Genomic DNA, 15,401 nt, shown 5'->3' on the forward strand with positions numbered 1-15,401 from the left:
AGAGATTTATGCGGTTCAGGCCGCGAGAGAGTTCTGACCAGTATTGCCATCACGGGGGAGCAATGAGCACAGGAAGCACCGCATTTCAATTACGCCGTCTGGCGGCAGTCTCACTGGTAGGTTTCTGGCTGGCTGGCTGTAGCTCTGGCGATAATACGCAGGCGCCTATCAGTCAGGTTGGCAGTAATAATGGCGGCGGTATGCTGACCCCTCAGGGCGGCGGTATGGTCGCTCCACAAGGGGGTGGTATGGTTTCCGGGCAGAGTTCGCCGGTGCCCGCTATGCCACAGGGCGGAATGTTAAGCAGTAATACATCTTCTGCTGCTCCTGCGGGTGGAATGATTAGTGCCAGTAATAATGTAGCGACTGAAAACGGACGCATTGTTTACAACCGCAATTACGGGAATATTCCGAAAGGCAGCTACGGCGGTGAAACCTATACCGTCAAACATGGCGATACCCTGTTTTATATTGCCTGGATCACCGGCAATGACTTCCGCGATCTGGCTCAGCGCAACAATATTCCCGCGCCATACGGCCTGAGCGCAGGGCAAACCCTGCAGGTAGGCAACGGTAACGGTCAGACAATTACCGGTGGAAATGCGATTACAGCAGCCGATGCCAGCCAGAGCGGAGCCACCGGAACAACGGCGCAAACGCAAATAAAATCCCCTGCTGTTGCACAGCAACCTGTTATTACGTATTCTGATGATTCAGGTTCGACAGGTGGGAAAATGCTACCGTCGAAAGGAGCAACTAATGTGGCAACGACCACAGCTCCGGTTACCGCACCGCCTACAGTCAGCAGCACCTCAAATAGCTCAACCCCGGTGGGGAGCTGGCGCTGGCCGACTGATGGCAAGATCATCGATAACTTCTCTGCTGCGGAAGGCGGAAACAAAGGTATCGATATCGCCGGGTCTCGCGGACAATCTGTTGTCGCTACCGCATCGGGAAGGGTGGTGTACGCAGGTAACGCGTTACGCGGGTACGGTAATTTGATCATCATTAAGCATAATGATGATTATCTGAGTGCCTACGCCCACAACGATACAATGCTGGTCCGGGAACAACAGGAAGTTAAGGCGGGGCAAAAGATAGCTACCATGGGTAGCACCGGTACCAGTTCAGTTAGATTGCACTTTGAAATTCGTTACAAGGGGAAATCCGTAAATCCGTTGCGTTATTTACCGCAGCGATAATCCGGCAGAACCTTTGGTGTTCTGCCCTTGGATCACGGGTAGGAGCCGCTTATGAACCAGAATACGCTGAAAGTTAATGAGTTACATGAAGATGCGGAATTCGAGGAGAACGGAGCTGAAGTTTTCGATGAGAAAGCTCTTGTTGAGAACGAACCTGGTGATAGCGAAGTAGCAGAAGAAGAGCTGTTGTCACAGGGTGCGACGCAACGAGTATTGGATGCGACGCAGCTCTACCTCGGAGAGATCGGTTATTCCCCGTTGCTGACGGCAGAAGAAGAAGTCTTCTTTGCGCGTCGTGCTTTACGAGGCGATATTCCTTCTCGCCGCCGCATGATCGAAAGTAACTTACGCCTGGTAGTGAAGATTGCCCGTCGTTACAGCAATCGTGGTCTGGCCCTGCTGGACCTGATTGAAGAGGGTAACCTCGGCCTGATTCGTGCCGTAGAGAAATTTGACCCGGAGCGCGGGTTCCGTTTCTCAACGTACGCTACCTGGTGGATTCGTCAGACTATTGAACGGGCTATCATGAACCAAACCCGTACAATTCGCCTGCCGATTCATATTGTCAAAGAGCTGAACGTTTACCTGCGTACCGCGCGTGAACTTTCACACAAGCTCGATCACGAGCCGAGTGCGGAAGAGATTGCCGAGCAGCTGGACAAGCCGGTTGATGACGTGAGCCGTATGCTGCGTCTCAATGAACGTATTACCTCGGTTGACACCCCGCTGGGTGGTGATTCCGAAAAAGCGCTGCTGGATATCCTGGCCGATGAGAAAGACAACGGCCCGGAAGACACCACGCAGGACGATGACATGAAACAGAGCATCGTTAAGTGGTTGTTTGAACTCAATGCCAAGCAGCGTGAAGTGCTGGCGCGTCGTTTCGGCCTGTTAGGCTATGAAGCGGCAACCCTGGAAGATGTGGGTCGCGAAATCGGGTTAACCCGCGAGCGCGTTCGTCAGATTCAGGTGGAAGGGCTGCGTCGCCTGCGGGAAATCCTGCAGACACAGGGCCTTAATATCGAAGCACTGTTTCGTGAATAAGCCATAATCAGCAGCAAAAACGGTGACCTGTCTGGTCACCGTTTTTTTTTGCTGCGATCAGACCAGGCTTTTCAGCCGGTAGATCCACTCCAGCGCCTGCTTTGGCGTCAGGCTGTCAGGATCCAGCGCTTCCAGCGCGTCCACCGCCGGCGAGGTCTCTGCCACCAGCAGAGGCAGCTGCGCACCGCTGGCTGCCGAGGCGTTCTGACTGCCGGAAAGCGCCTCCAGCTCTTTCAGCTTCTGCCGCGCGCGCTTGATTACCTCTTTTGGCACGCCCGCCAGCGCCGCAACCGCCAGGCCATAACTCTTGCTGGCGGCACCCTCCTGCACGCTGTGCATGAAAGCGATGGTATCGCCATGTTCAACCGCATCCAGATGCACATTCACAACACCCTCCAGTTTTTCCGGCAGCGTGGTCAGCTCGAAATAGTGGGTGGCAAACAGCGTCATCGCTTTGATGCGACTGGCAAGGCTTTCGGCACAAGCCCAGGCGAGTGACAGGCCATCATAGGTTGAAGTGCCGCGACCTATCTCATCCATCAGTACCAGGCTATTTTCCGTCGCATTGTGCAGAATATTGGCGGTTTCTGTCATCTCAACCATAAAAGTTGAGCGGCCGGAGGCAAGGTCGTCTGCCGCACCGACGCGGGTAAAGATGCGATCGACAGGACCAATCACGACCTCTTCAGCCGGTACGAAACTGCCTATCCACGCCATCAGCGCAATCAGCGCGGTCTGACGCATATAGGTGCTTTTACCGCCCATGTTTGGTCCGGTGATGATCAGCATGCGCCGCTGCATCGACAGCGAGAGCGGGTTGGCAATAAAGGGCTCTTTCAGCACCTGTTCCACCACCGGATGCCGGCCTGCGGTAATGCGGATACCCGCTTTCTCCTGCAGCACCGGCCGGCAGTAGTTCAGCGTCCAGGCGCGCTCTGCCAGGCTGGCGAGTACATCCAGCTCGGCCAGCGCGGCCGCGCTCAGCTGCAGCGCTTCAAGATGCGGCAGCAGGCGATCGAACAGCTCCTCATAGAGGCCTTTTTCCAGCGCCAGCGCCTTGCCTTTGGAGGTCAGAACTTTATCTTCATACTCTTTCAGCTCAGGAATGATATAGCGCTCGGCGTTTTTCAGCGTCTGGCGGCGCACATAGTGGATGGGCACCAGGTGACTCTGACCGCGGCTGACCTGAATGTAGTAACCATGTACCGCGTTAAAGCCGACTTTCAGCGTATCCAGCCCCAGTTTTTCCCGCTCGCGGATCTCCAGCCGGTCAAGGTAGTCACTGGCACCGTCAGCCAGCGCCCGCCACTCATCGAGTTCAGCGTTGTAACCAGGCGCGATGACGCCGCCGTCACGCACCAGCACCGGCGGTGATTCAATAATTGCCTGCTCCAGCAGCGTACGCAGCTCAGCAAACTCGCCCGTCTGCGTGCGCAGGCTCACCAGCCGTTCCGCCTCTGCTCCGGCCAGCAGCTGATTGATTTCCGGCAGCTGCTGAAACGCATGCCGCATGCGCGCCAGATCGCGCGGGCGCGCGGTGCGCAGCGCCAGGCGTGCCAGTATGCGCTCCAGATCGCCTACCTGACGCAGGACCGGCTGCAGCGCGTCGCTCAGCGACTGCAATTCTGCAATCGCATCCTGACGCCGGACAATTGTCGTAAGGTCACGCAGCGGCATATGCAGCCAGCGCTTCAGCATACGGCTGCCCATCGGCGTGACGGTTTTATCCAGGACCGCTGCCAGCGTGTTATCGATCCCGCCGGCCAGATTCTGGGTGATTTCAAGATTACGGCGCGTGGCCGCATCCATGATCACGCTATCCTGCTGGCGCTCCATGCTCAGGGAACGAATGTGCGGCAGCGTGGTACGCTGAGTATCTTTGGCATACTGCAGCAGACAGCCCGCAGCGCGCAGCCCCAGATGTGCCTGCTCCACGCCAAATCCGCGCAGGTCGCGCGTGCCGAACTGCAGATTCAGCTGCTGGCGCGCGGTGTCGATCTCAAATTCCCACAGCGGACGCCGCCGCAGCCCGCGGCGCTGGTCAATGAGCGACATCGCCTGCAGGTCTTCAGGGTAGAGCAGCTCCGCAGGATTCGTGCGCTGGAGTTCTGCTGCCATCGCTTCAGCGTCGCCCGGTTCGCTCAGGCGGAAACGCCCGGAGCTGATATCCAGCGTGGCGTAGCCAAAGCCGCGCTGGCTCTGGAAGATAGCGGCCAGCAGGTTATCCTGGCGCTCCTGCAGCAGCGCTTCATCGCTGATAGTGCCAGGGGTGACAATCCGTACCACCTTGCGTTCAACCGGGCCTTTGCTCAGCGCCGGATCGCCGATCTGTTCGCAAATCGCCACTGACTCACCCAGCTGAACCAGCTTTGCCAGATAGCCCTCTACGGCGTGATAGGGCACACCGGCCATCGGAATGGGCTCACCGGCTGAAGCACCCCGTTTGGTCAGGGAGATCTCCAGCAGCTGCGAGGCGCGCTTTGCATCATCAAAGAACAGCTCGTAGAAATCGCCCATGCGGTAGAACAGCAGGATGTCAGGGTGATCGGCTTTCAGGCGCAGATACTGCTGCATCATTGGCGTGTGAGCGCTGATATTCTCTAATGTACTCATAGTATTAGGGTGTCCATGTTTAAACATAAGCAGCGCGATACATGATTCTGATTCTCTTTTATCTGCCCCTCTTAGGGCTCAGCGTGGTTGCCAGAGGCTGACTGAAGGGCGGGCAGTAACCTGAATGTGTTCACGAGTACGTGCTGATTATGATAACGGAGTCTGTATAGCAGGAAAACCGGCGCGCAGGGCTGTTTCTTCGGGCAGGCTTCAGAATTGCAGAATGAGCCGGTACTGTTTCTGCGCTGAGGGCGCAAAATGTCATCGTCAACATTTCACGAAAGCTGATACCATCGCGTTACTCCTGCTGACACTGCCAATAGCGAATGTTATGACCCGAAAAAGTACCAAAGCGGCCACCATTAAAGATATTGCGCAGATTGCCGGCGTAACCAATATTACCGTTTCACGCGTGTTTACTGCCCCTGATAAGGTTAAACCCGAAACGCGCGAGCGGATCCTGGCCGCAGCACGCACGCTTAACTATGTGCCTAACGCGTTTGCCCGCAATATCAAAGCCAGCCAGAGCCCTATTATCGGCGTGGTTACCGACGATACCTTTAATATTGTTTATTCCCATATCATCAAAGAGGTGTGCCGCCTGTCAGATGCCAAAGGCTATTCGGTCATGTTCTTTACCACGAACGGCAACCGGCAGATTGAGGCGCGCGCGCTGCAGACGCTGGTCAGCTATAAAGCGGCCGGGATTATTTTGTCGGTAGTGGAGGATTCTGACCGCTACGATAAAAGCCATATCGACGTGGTGCGCCACTCCTCAAGCCAGCTTATCCAGCTGGATCGTCAGTTTGATACGTTGCTGCCGGCGGTCTATATCAACAACAGCCGTGCCGGTGAGCTGGTTGCAGAAGCGATAATGAAAAAAGCGTTTCGCAATGTGCTGGTCATTGGCGGCAGCGAACACTCTCACATTACCCGGCAGCGTATTGACGGGATCCGAAGCGGGATTGACGAGCGCGTTACTCTGCACACGCTTTATACCGACTACCGCTACGAACATGCTAAGGCGATGATTCAGTCATGGTTCTCTACCACCCATGAACGCTACGATGCAATTGTCGGATTAAACGGCATGATTACGCTGGCGGCTATTAATCTGGCCAACAAGTGGGGAATGCACGACACCGGCTTTATCTCTGTTGATGAAGTACCCTGCGCCGAAGATTTTAATCAGGTTATTCCTTATGTCGCTCATGATACCGGCCAGTGGGCGCGGGTGGTGTCAGAAAATATCATCTCTGCTATTGAGGGCCGTCCCTACGAAACCCGCGTGATGCTTAATGGCTTCCTGAAAAACCTTTAGTTTCAGACGCCTGCCGGGTTTTTTCTGTAACAACACTGAAAGCGATGTTAATAAGATGTGACATGCCGCAAGGATCTTAAACTTGTCCATCTGAGAATGTTGACGTTGTCATTTCAGGTGTTTAAATTTTGATCTCATGTCTGTGGCGATGAATTTAACAATCCTCAGATAGCGTATTCCTGGCATACAGAACGTTTTTATCTTTATGTTAACGTCAACATTTCAGGTGTGGTTGCGCAGTGTTCCTGTACCGGCTTTATTTCGTAACGACGATAAGCAGTTAACTGAAAAGACCCGGAGAAAATTATGAAAGGCAAACTGAACACCCTGCTGGCGCTCTGTGTAACGACCCCTTTAATGCTGGCATCTGCACTGGCGATAGCAAAGCCGCTGACTATCGGCATGTCCTTCCAGGAGATGAATAACCCCTATTTTGTCACCATGCAGGAAGCGCTCAAGGCTGCAGCCGGCAGCATGGGGGCTACGGTGATTGAGGCAGATGCCCGTCACGATGTCTCAAAGCAGATCAACGACATTGAAGATATGCTGCAGAAAAAAGTCGACATCCTGCTGATTAATCCGGCGGACACCAACGGGGTGGAAAACGCGGTAAACGAGGCAAAAAAAGCGGGCGTAGTGGTAGTGGCGATTGACGCTCAGGCTAAAGGCCCAATCGACTCTTTTGTTGGCTCCAAAAATTATGATGCCGGCCTGCAGGCCGGAGAGTTTCTGGCGAAAGCGCTGGGCGGTAAAGGTAAGGTCGCCATTCTTGATGGTATTCCGGTGGTGCCGATCATCGAACGCGTTAAAGGGTTTGAAGATGCAATGAAGAAATATCCCGGCATCAAAATCGTTAACCGTCAGAACGGCAAACAGGAGCGTGATACTGCGCTAAGCGTTACCGAAAATATGCTGCAGGCAGCGCCGGATCTGGCCGGCATTTTTAGCGTCAACGATACCGGTGCGCTCGGGGCTCTGGCGGCGATTCAGGCGAACGGCGCAGATGTGAAACTGGTCAGCGTCGATGGTCAGCCGGAAGCGGTGAAAGAGATTGAGAAAGCGGGATCGCCGTTTATTGCAACTTCTGCGCAGTTCCCGCGTGACATGGTACGGCTGGGGCTGGGCGTGGCGATGGCGAAGCACTGGGGAAGTCAGGTGCCGGCTGCAGTACCGCTTGACGTAAAACTGATCACGAAAGAGAACGCCAGCGGCTTTAGCTGGTAATCACTCCGGGGAGGCGCTGCCATGCCGTTACTGCAACTCAGCGGAATCAGTAAATCATTTCCGGGCGTACGCGCGTTAAACAACATCAACCTGACGCTGCACGCCGGTGAAATCCATGCGCTGCTCGGTGAAAACGGGGCGGGTAAATCCACGCTGATGAAGATCCTGAGCGGTATTTATCAGCCTGACAGCGGCGAAATCGCTATCGACGATCGGCCGCAGCAGTTTGCTGGCTATCGTCAGGCGATAACAGCTGGCGTGGGAATTGTCTTTCAGGAGTTCTCGCTGATACCGGGTCTTAATGCCGTCGAGAATATTTTTCTGAATCGCGAACAGCGTACCCGCTGGGGATGGCTGGATCGCCAGACGATGCGCAGTCGTACGCTGGCGCTGCTGGCGCGGCTGGGGGTTGAACTCGATCCGGACATTGCGGTAACGCACCTCAGCGTGGCGCAGCAGCAGTTTGTTGAGATTGCCAAAGCGCTGGCGCTGGATGCGCGGATCCTGATCCTTGATGAACCTACGGCAACGCTGACGCCGGGTGAAGCTGAGCATCTGTTCCGGGTGATGCGCGACCTGCGACAGCAGGGGGTGGGCATGCTGTTCATCTCGCATCATCTGGAGGAGATCTTTGCGGTATGCGACACCATCACGGTACTGCGCGACGGAGGCTATGTTGGCACCCTCCCGGTGAGCGACTGCAGCAGCGAGCAGCTGGTAAAAATGATGGTGGGCCGTCAGGTGGAACAGCATTTCCCCGATAAACTGCCGCTGCCGGCGGCAACGCTACCGCTGCTGGACGTCAATCTGCAGCGCCAGCGCCAGGGGCCCGCAGACGCTTTTCAGCTCTGGCCCGGAGAAATTCTCGGCTTTGCCGGGCTGGTGGGATCGGGCCGCACCGAAACCGCCTGCGCGATGCTGGGTGCACAGGCGTGCTGGCAAAAAGAGGTACGCCTGAATGGCGAGCCGCTGCGGCTGCGTACGCCCGCCGATGCCTTAGAGCAGGGGATCGGACTGCTGCCGGAAAACCGCAAAACCGAAGGGCTGGTACTGCCGTTTAGCGTGGCGCATAACATCACGCTGAACCGGCAGATCACCCACGGCGGATTTCTGCACCATGTGCGCGAGCGTGAAGTGGTCAGCGATCTTATCCGCAGGGTTGGCGTGAAAACGCCGTCAGCGGAGCAGGAGGTGAATACGCTTAGCGGCGGCAATCAGCAAAAGGTGGTCATTGCGCGCTGGCTGAATAATGACTGCAAAGTGCTGATCTTTGACGAACCCACACGCGGTATCGATGTAGGCGCAAAAATGGAAATTTATCAGCTGATGCAGCAGCTGACCCGTAAGGGCATCGCCATCATCGTCATCTCTTCTGAGCTGCCGGAGATTATTGGCCTCTGCCACCGGGTGCTGGTGTTTCGCAACGGACATATTGCGCAGGAGCTTCACGATACGGCAATCAACGCTGAAACCATCATGCTACACGCTACGGGGAACGCATCATGAGTATTCTCTCTAATTCCATGCTGTCACAAACGTCGCGCAGGCGCGGCCGGCTTGACCGCTGTCTGCACCATCCCGCCTTCCTGCCGTTTGTCGGTTTTGTGCTGCTGTTTATTGTGATGATTTTTCTCAACGATAGCTTTCTGACCGCGAACAACCTCAGCAACGTGGCGCGTCAGGTCTCTATCAACGCCATTATTGCCGTGGGAATGACCTGTGCCATCTTAACTGGCGGGATCGACCTGTCGGTGGGATCGGTGATGGCGCTCTCCGGCACAGTGGCCGCCGGTCTGATGGTGGCGGGAATTCCGATGCCGCTGGCGGTGCTGGCTGGATTGCTGATCGGTATGGGCTTTGGCGCCCTGAACGGCGGCTGTATCGCCTGGCTGCGGATGCCGCCCATCATCGTTACGCTCGCCAGCATGGGGATCGCACGGGGACTGGCGCTGATGTATACCGGGGGATATCCCATCTCCGGCCTGCCGGAAAGCTTCATGATGTTTGGCCGTGCCAGCCTGCTGGGTATTCAGGTGCCCATTTTAATCATGCTGGTGGTCTATTTGCTGGCGTGGATCCTGCTGCATCAGAAGCCGTTTGGTCGTCACGTCTACGCTCTGGGCGGCAATGAAGAGGCCGCGCGCCTGAGCGGTATCCGTGTCTCACGCACCAAGCTCTGGGTATATATCATCAGCGGACTCACGGCGGCGGTGGCCGGTATTGTGCTCAGTTCGCGTCTGATGAGCGGACAGCCCAACGCCGGTAACGGATTTGAGCTGGATGCGATCGCTGCTGTCGTGCTGGGCGGGGCGGCAATAGCTGGCGGTAAAGGTGCCATTCTTGGGACGCTGGTGGGCGCGATGATGCTCGGCATTCTCAATAATGGCCTGAATCTGATGGGGGTTTCACCCTATGTGCAGATTGTGATTAAAGGCGGGATCATTCTGGGCGCGATCTGGCTGAGTTCCGTTAAGCGTAAAGCACACCGTTAAGATAGCCTGCGGGCTATCTCTCTGTCATTCAATGTTGACGTTAACATTTATCGAAAAGGATACGCTATGAATATTCTGCCGCAACAGATCAAAAGCCTGGTGAACTATGGCCCGCGCGATTATCGCCTGGAAACCTTACCGCTGCCTGAGCCAAAAGCACGCGAGCTGCTGGTAAAAGTGGGGGCATGTGGTATCTGCGCGTCTGACGTCCACTGCTGGCACGGGGCGCCAATGTACTGGGGAGATGGCAATCCGGAAAAAGCCTGGGTTAAAACGCCAGTAGTGGTGGGGCATGAGTTTTATGGCACGGTCGTCGGATATGGCGAGGGCGCGCTGGAGCATTTTGGCGTGTCGCCTGGCGACCGCGTCATCGCTGAACAGATTATTCCCTGTAATCAGTGCCGCTTCTGCAAAGATGGCAAATACTGGATGTGCGAAAAGCACGACATCTACGGCTTTCAGACGCAGGACTCTGATGGCGGTATGACCGAATATATGCTGTTCAAAGCCAACAGCCGGGTGCATAAAATTCCTGATACGCTGACGCACGAAGAGTGCGCGCTGATTGAGCCCTTCGCCTGTGCGGTCCACGCGGTGAACCGCGCGGCGATTGAATTCAATGATGTGGTGGTTCTGGCTGGGGCTGGCCCGCTCGGCACCGGCATGATTCAGGCTATCCGCCTCAAAAACCCCAAGCTGTTTATTGTACTGGATACCATTCCGGAACGTCTGGCGCTGGCGAAAAAGCTGGGGGCCGATCTGGTTTTCAACCCGCTGGAGCAGGATGTGGATGCGGAGGTGCGCAAACTCACTGACGGCTACGGCTGCGACATCTATATAGAGGCGACCGGCAACCCGCTGGCAGTTAATCAGGGACTGCAGATGATCCGGCGCATGGGCCGCTATGTCGAGTTCAGCGTGTTTGGTAAGCCTGCAACGGTAGACTGGTCGATCATTGGCGACCGCAAAGAGCTGGATGTGCGCGGCTCACATCTTGGCCCGCACTGCTATGAAACGGTCATCAGCTTTTTTGAGAAAAAATGGTTCACCGCAGAAGGCATTGTTACGCACAGTTTTCCGCTGGCGGAGTGGGAGCAGGGGTTTGCGATGGCATCAGGTCGCGAATCGATCAAAGTGCTGCTGGTACCCTGAACCGTTACGTGCGCCACCTCGTCCTGAGGGGCGCACACACCGCGTAAAGTTACGACATTACTCTGTCCGTTAATGCGCTGAACGACTACCATATGCGTTCAGGTTTTTTGCTCGCTTATGGATATCTAATGCGTATTAAGGTTGCCCTCATTCCGTTGTTTTTCCTGCTTGCTGCCTGCAGCAGCAAGCCTGCGCCTCATCAGCAAGGCGATGTTGTGCCGGCACCTAAAGGCGGCTTCCTGCTGGATTCGTCGCATGCGGTTCAGCCGATGTTTGGTGACTTTGCCGGCAACCCGGCAGCAGAACAATTTATCGATCGGATGGTAGCGAAACATGGTTTTGATCGCGATCAGCTGCATGCGGTTATCGGCCAGGCAAAGAGGCTTGATTACGTACTGCGCCTGATGGATCAGCAGGCACCGAGCTATACGCCGCCAGCGGGGCCAAACGGCGCCTGGCTGCGCTACCGGAAAAAATTTATCACGCCCGATAACGTACAGAATGGCGTAGCGTTCTGGAATCAGTATGAAGATGCTCTGCAGCGGGCGCAGCAGGTTTATGGCGTACCGCCGGAAATTATCGTCGGCATTATCGGCGTTGAGACGCGCTGGGGCCGGGTGATGGGCAAAACCCGTCTGCTGGATGCGCTGGCGACGCTCTCGTTTAACTATCCGCGCCGCGCCGCCTACTTCAGCAGCGAGCTGGAAACGTTTCTGCTGATGGCGCGCACCGAACAGGACGATCCGCTGGATCTGCGCGGATCCTTTGCCGGGGCAATGGGCTATGGCCAGTTTATGCCCTCATCCTATAAAGAGTACGCGGTGGATTTCAACGGAGATGGTCATACCAATCTCTGGGATCCGGTTGATGCGATTGGCAGTGTCGCAAACTATTTCAAAGCGCACGGCTGGCGCAGCGGTGAGACAGTCGCCGTACCGGCGAGCGGACAGGCACCCGCGCTGGAGAATGGCTTCAAAACGCGTTATCCGATTGCCACGCTGGCGGCGAGCGGTCTGACCCCGCAGGGCTCACTGAATGGCAACAGCGAAGCCAGCCTGCTGCGACTCGATCTGGGCACCAGCTATCAGTACTGGTACGGCCTGCCTAACTTCTATGTGATTACGCGTTATAACCACAGCACCCATTACGCGATGGCCGTATGGCAGCTGGGAGAGGAGGTCGCCAAAGCGCGGCAGGGCAATCTGCTTTAATGCTGTCCTTATAAAGTGTGAGGATATAATATGGCACCCTCTTTGCGGTGCCATTTCACCGCATGCAGATTATCAGGAGCACTTATGGAGCATTTACCCGCCTGTCCGCTGTGTCAGGCTGATTATACCTGGCAGGATGGCGACAACCTTAACTGCCCGTCGTGCGGCCATATCTGGTCTGCCAGCGCGGCAGAAGCGAGCGATACGCTGCTGGTACGCGATGCCAATGGCAATACGCTGGCAGATGGCGACAGCGTCACCGTGGTCAAAGATTTAAAGGTAAAGGGCAGCTCTTCGGTGCTGAAAATTGGTACCAGGGTCAAAAGTATTCGTCTGGTTGAAGGTGATCACAATATTGACTGCAAAATCGAGGGCTTTGGCCCGATGAAACTCAAATCTGAGTTTGTGAAAAAGAGCTGATGGCCGGACGGCGCAGGCCGTCCTGTTTTTTACCCTGAAGGTATTTACGCCTCCCGCTTTCGGTTCCTGCTGCGCCACCCTCTGTACTGAACACCTCCGGTCTCACTCACTGCTGAACGTCAGCGCCTGCCTGGCACAGATCGCGACTATGCTTGATTAAGCGGTACTGACTCCGGCCGATCCGGCACGCGGCAACGGCACGCTGCTGTGCGCTTCCCCGCATCCGGTCAGGATGGCATGAAACCGGACCGGAGGCAGCGGAAGCAGGGGCGCAAATTTCACTGCTGCTGGTTGAAAAGCGCCGTCTGCCGCTCCATTTACTGCTAACGTTGCGCCGCAAAAGGAGAAAGCGATGAATGATGAACAGCTGCAGCAGTTAAGCCGTCAGATTGGCGAAAAGCTCATAGCGCGCCACGCCAGCGTGACGACGGCTGAATCCTGTACCGGCGGCTGGATTGCCAAAGTTTTCACAGATATCAGCGGCAGCTCTGCCTGGTTTGAGCGCGGATTTGTCACCTATAGTAATAGTGCCAAGCAGCAGATGGCAGGCGTGCAGGCGAGCACGCTTGCGCGCTATGGCGCAGTGAGTGAAGAGACGGTACGTGAGATGGTGGCAGGCGCGTGTCAGGCGGCGCAGGCACCTTATGGGATCGCTGTAAGCGGCATTGCAGGACCGGGCGGCGGCAGCGCAGATAAACCCGTGGGCACCGTCTGGTTTGCCCTTGCCGGACCGGAAGGTATCTTTGCGCAACGCTGTGTTTTTGCAGGCGATCGCGAGGCGGTGCGGCGTCAGTCGGTGGCGTGGGCGCTGCAGACGCTGCTTGATCAATTTCTGATAAATTAGGCTTGATACTGTATGATTATACAGTATAATTATTGGCAACAGAACGAGCGGACACAGCCAGTGTTTGCTCACCCGGCATGATTAGGAGTGTAAATGGCGATCGACGAGAACAAACAGAAGGCTTTAGCTGCCGCACTGGGCCAGATTGAAAAACAATTTGGTAAAGGCTCCATCATGCGTCTGGGTGAAGACCGCTCGATGGATGTAGAAACTATTTCTACCGGCTCCCTGTCGCTGGACATCGCACTGGGTGCGGGTGGTCTGCCGATGGGCCGTATCGTAGAGATCTACGGACCGGAAGCTTCTGGTAAAACCACGCTGACGCTGCAGGTTATTGCGGCTGCACAGCGTAAAGGTAAAACCTGCGCCTTTATCGATGCTGAGCATGCGCTGGATCCGGTCTATGCGAAAAAGCTGGGCGTGGATATCGATAATCTGCTCTGTTCACAGCCGGATACCGGTGAGCAGGCGCTGGAAATCTGCGACGCGCTGGCACGTTCAGGTGCCGTTGATGTCATCATCGTTGACTCCGTTGCGGCGCTGACGCCTAAAGCGGAAATCGAAGGTGAGATCGGTGACTCGCACATGGGTCTGGCGGCACGAATGATGAGCCAGGCGATGCGTAAGCTGGCAGGTAACCTGAAACAGTCCAATACGCTGCTGATCTTCATCAACCAGATCCGTATGAAAATTGGTGTGATGTTTGGTAACCCGGAAACCACCACCGGTGGTAACGCGCTGAAGTTCTACGCCTCCGTTCGTCTTGATATCCGCCGTATCGGTGCGATCAAAGAGGGCGACGAAGTGGTAGGTAGCGAAACGCGCGTGAAAGTGGTGAAGAACAAAATCGCTGCACCGTTTAAGCAGGCAGAATTCCAGATCATGTATGGCGAAGGGATCAACACCTTTGGTGAGCTGGTAGACCTGGGCGTGAAACACAAGCTGGTGGAAAAAGCCGGTGCGTGGTACAGCTACAACGGCGATAAGATTGGTCAGGGTAAAGCAAACGCGACCAACTTCCTGAAAGAGAACCCGGCAATTGCGAACGAGATTGACAGCAAACTGCGTGAGGCGCTGCTGACAGGTGCGACAGCAGAGGCAAATACTAAAGAGCCTTCTGACGCTGAGCTTGAAAAAGCAGGCGAAACTAACGAAGACTTTTAATATCAGCGGGAGCAGCAATGCTCCCGTTTTCTTTTTTACTCCTCTGCACGCCTTCCGCTCTCTGCCCCCCATGCTTTACCCTGTCCGTTACCAACAGTAAGGCTAATGTGTATGTCATCAACATCATCACAGGCACCGGTGCCTGACTTCTCCCGTTTACTTGACCGCGCTATGCGCCTGCTTTCACAGCGCGATCACAGCCGCAGCGAGCTGAAGCGCAAACTGCAGCTCTCCGGCCAGCGTGCGGCCTATCTGCAGCAGCAGGAAAATATCCCGATTCCGGATGAGCTGCTGGAAAAAGTGCTCGACTGGTGTCAGGAAAATGGCTGGCTGAACGATAATCGATTTACTGAGCGTTTTATCCAGAGCCGGGCGCGCAAAGGATATGGTCCGCAGCGCGTCAGGATGGAGCTGCAGCAAAAAGGCATCGGACGTGACGAGATCAATCAGGCGCTGGCAGAAAGTGACGTAGACTGGACAGCGTGTGCTGCAGAGCTTGCCAGACGTAAGTTTGGCGAGCCGCTGCCGCAAACCTGGGCAGAAAAAAGCAAAGTACAGCGTTTTCTGATGACAAAAGGCTTTATGATGGAAGATATTCAGGCGGTTTTCAGAAATAGTGACGACTGAAAGGCAATGTGATTTTACTTCCTATTGCAGAAATTTTATCTTATTCCCACTTTTTGTTCCTCAGTCAGCGACGGACCGGATAGACAG

Annotated in this window: 13 protein-coding genes; 12 read left to right on the plus strand and 1 reads right to left on the minus strand. The window is 55.5% G+C overall.

Annotated elements, in window-relative coordinates; translation table 11 throughout:
• Positions 1-62 precede the first annotated feature (62 nt).
• Both nlpD and rpoS read left to right on the plus strand, forming a co-directional pair.
• A complete protein-coding gene (gene nlpD, locus C1Y41_RS11570) occupies positions 63-1,202 on the plus strand; it encodes a murein hydrolase activator NlpD (protein ID WP_039379844.1) in 1,140 nt (379 codons plus the stop codon).
• A gap of 51 nt (positions 1,203-1,253) precedes the next feature.
• Positions 1,254-2,246, plus strand: a complete 993-nt coding sequence (gene rpoS, locus C1Y41_RS11575) for an RNA polymerase sigma factor RpoS (RefSeq protein ID WP_039330767.1) — start codon at positions 1,254-1,256, stop codon at positions 2,244-2,246.
• 57 nt (positions 2,247-2,303) lie between these two features.
• Here the strand turns inward: rpoS and mutS are convergent, their stop codons facing one another.
• Positions 2,304-4,859, minus strand: coding sequence for a DNA mismatch repair protein MutS (gene mutS / locus C1Y41_RS11580; RefSeq protein WP_104085501.1), 2,556 nt, complete (start codon positions 4,857-4,859; stop codon positions 2,304-2,306).
• A gap of 331 nt (positions 4,860-5,190) precedes the next feature.
• On the opposite strand from mutS, the gene C1Y41_RS11585 reads away from it, so the two are divergent.
• The 10 genes from C1Y41_RS11585 to C1Y41_RS11630 all read left to right on the plus strand — a co-directional run bounded on the left by C1Y41_RS11585 (position 5,191) and on the right by C1Y41_RS11630 (position 15,314).
• A complete protein-coding gene (locus tag C1Y41_RS11585; RefSeq protein ID WP_039385624.1) occupies positions 5,191-6,180 on the plus strand; it encodes a LacI family DNA-binding transcriptional regulator in 990 nt (329 codons plus the stop codon).
• A gap of 357 nt (positions 6,181-6,537) precedes the next feature.
• Positions 6,538-7,404 carry an ABC transporter substrate-binding protein gene (locus C1Y41_RS11590; protein WP_369826801.1) on the plus strand — a complete coding sequence of 289 codons (867 nt, stop codon included), beginning with the start codon at positions 6,538-6,540 and terminating at the stop codon, positions 7,402-7,404.
• Positions 7,405-7,425: 21 nt separating this feature from the next.
• Positions 7,426-8,910, plus strand: coding sequence for a sugar ABC transporter ATP-binding protein (locus tag C1Y41_RS11595; protein ID WP_104085502.1), 1,485 nt, complete (start codon positions 7,426-7,428; stop codon positions 8,908-8,910).
• Between the two features lie 17 nt (positions 8,911-8,927).
• Complete coding sequence (locus tag C1Y41_RS11600) at positions 8,928-9,896, plus strand: ABC transporter permease (RefSeq protein ID WP_039385622.1); 969 nt, start codon at positions 8,928-8,930, stop codon at positions 9,894-9,896.
• Between the two features lie 66 nt (positions 9,897-9,962).
• A complete protein-coding gene (locus C1Y41_RS11605) occupies positions 9,963-11,048 on the plus strand; it encodes an alcohol dehydrogenase catalytic domain-containing protein (protein ID WP_039379838.1) in 1,086 nt (361 codons plus the stop codon).
• Positions 11,049-11,176: 128 nt separating this feature from the next.
• On the plus strand, positions 11,177-12,259 hold the full coding sequence (gene mltB / locus C1Y41_RS11610; RefSeq protein WP_039379836.1) for a lytic murein transglycosylase B: 1,083 nt from the start codon (positions 11,177-11,179) through the stop codon (positions 12,257-12,259).
• 84 nt (positions 12,260-12,343) lie between these two features.
• Positions 12,344-12,679 carry a zinc ribbon domain-containing protein YjdM gene (locus C1Y41_RS11615; RefSeq protein WP_039379834.1) on the plus strand — a complete coding sequence of 112 codons (336 nt, stop codon included), beginning with the start codon at positions 12,344-12,346 and terminating at the stop codon, positions 12,677-12,679.
• Between the two features lie 352 nt (positions 12,680-13,031).
• A complete protein-coding gene (gene pncC / locus C1Y41_RS11620) occupies positions 13,032-13,523 on the plus strand; it encodes a nicotinamide-nucleotide amidase (protein WP_039379832.1) in 492 nt (163 codons plus the stop codon).
• A gap of 93 nt (positions 13,524-13,616) precedes the next feature.
• Entirely contained in the window at positions 13,617-14,687 is a 1,071-nt protein-coding gene (gene recA, locus C1Y41_RS11625) for a recombinase RecA (protein WP_039379830.1), read from the plus strand.
• Between the two features lie 111 nt (positions 14,688-14,798).
• On the plus strand, positions 14,799-15,314 hold the full coding sequence (locus tag C1Y41_RS11630) for a regulatory protein RecX (protein ID WP_223811772.1): 516 nt from the start codon (positions 14,799-14,801) through the stop codon (positions 15,312-15,314).
• Positions 15,315-15,401: the final 87 nt, after the last annotated feature.

It is taken from the genome of Pantoea sp. ICBG 1758, from assembly GCF_002928325.1.
In the GTDB taxonomy this organism is placed as follows: domain Bacteria; phylum Pseudomonadota; class Gammaproteobacteria; order Enterobacterales; family Enterobacteriaceae; genus Pantoea; species Pantoea eucrina.

Bases quoted from the DNA above. Each gene is read 5' to 3' on its own strand.
- nlpD (WP_039379844.1), top strand. From the start codon at position 63: ATGAGCACAGGAAGCACCGCATTTCAATTACGCCGTCTGGCGGCAGTC.
- rpoS (WP_039330767.1), top strand. From the start codon at position 1,254: ATGAACCAGAATACGCTGAAAGTTAATGAGTTACATGAAGATGCGGAA.
- mutS (WP_104085501.1), bottom strand. From the start codon at position 4,859: ATGAGTACATTAGAGAATATCAGCGCTCACACGCCAATGATGCAGCAG.
- C1Y41_RS11585 (WP_039385624.1), top strand. From the start codon at position 5,191: ATGACCCGAAAAAGTACCAAAGCGGCCACCATTAAAGATATTGCGCAG.
- C1Y41_RS11590 (WP_369826801.1), top strand. From the start codon at position 6,538: ATGCTGGCATCTGCACTGGCGATAGCAAAGCCGCTGACTATCGGCATG.
- C1Y41_RS11595 (WP_104085502.1), top strand. From the start codon at position 7,426: ATGCCGTTACTGCAACTCAGCGGAATCAGTAAATCATTTCCGGGCGTA.
- C1Y41_RS11600 (WP_039385622.1), top strand. From the start codon at position 8,928: ATGCTGTCACAAACGTCGCGCAGGCGCGGCCGGCTTGACCGCTGTCTG.
- C1Y41_RS11605 (WP_039379838.1), top strand. From the start codon at position 9,963: ATGAATATTCTGCCGCAACAGATCAAAAGCCTGGTGAACTATGGCCCG.
- mltB (WP_039379836.1), top strand. From the start codon at position 11,177: ATGCGTATTAAGGTTGCCCTCATTCCGTTGTTTTTCCTGCTTGCTGCC.
- C1Y41_RS11615 (WP_039379834.1), top strand. From the start codon at position 12,344: ATGGAGCATTTACCCGCCTGTCCGCTGTGTCAGGCTGATTATACCTGG.
- pncC (WP_039379832.1), top strand. From the start codon at position 13,032: ATGAATGATGAACAGCTGCAGCAGTTAAGCCGTCAGATTGGCGAAAAG.
- recA (WP_039379830.1), top strand. From the start codon at position 13,617: ATGGCGATCGACGAGAACAAACAGAAGGCTTTAGCTGCCGCACTGGGC.
- C1Y41_RS11630 (WP_223811772.1), top strand. From the start codon at position 14,799: ATGTCATCAACATCATCACAGGCACCGGTGCCTGACTTCTCCCGTTTA.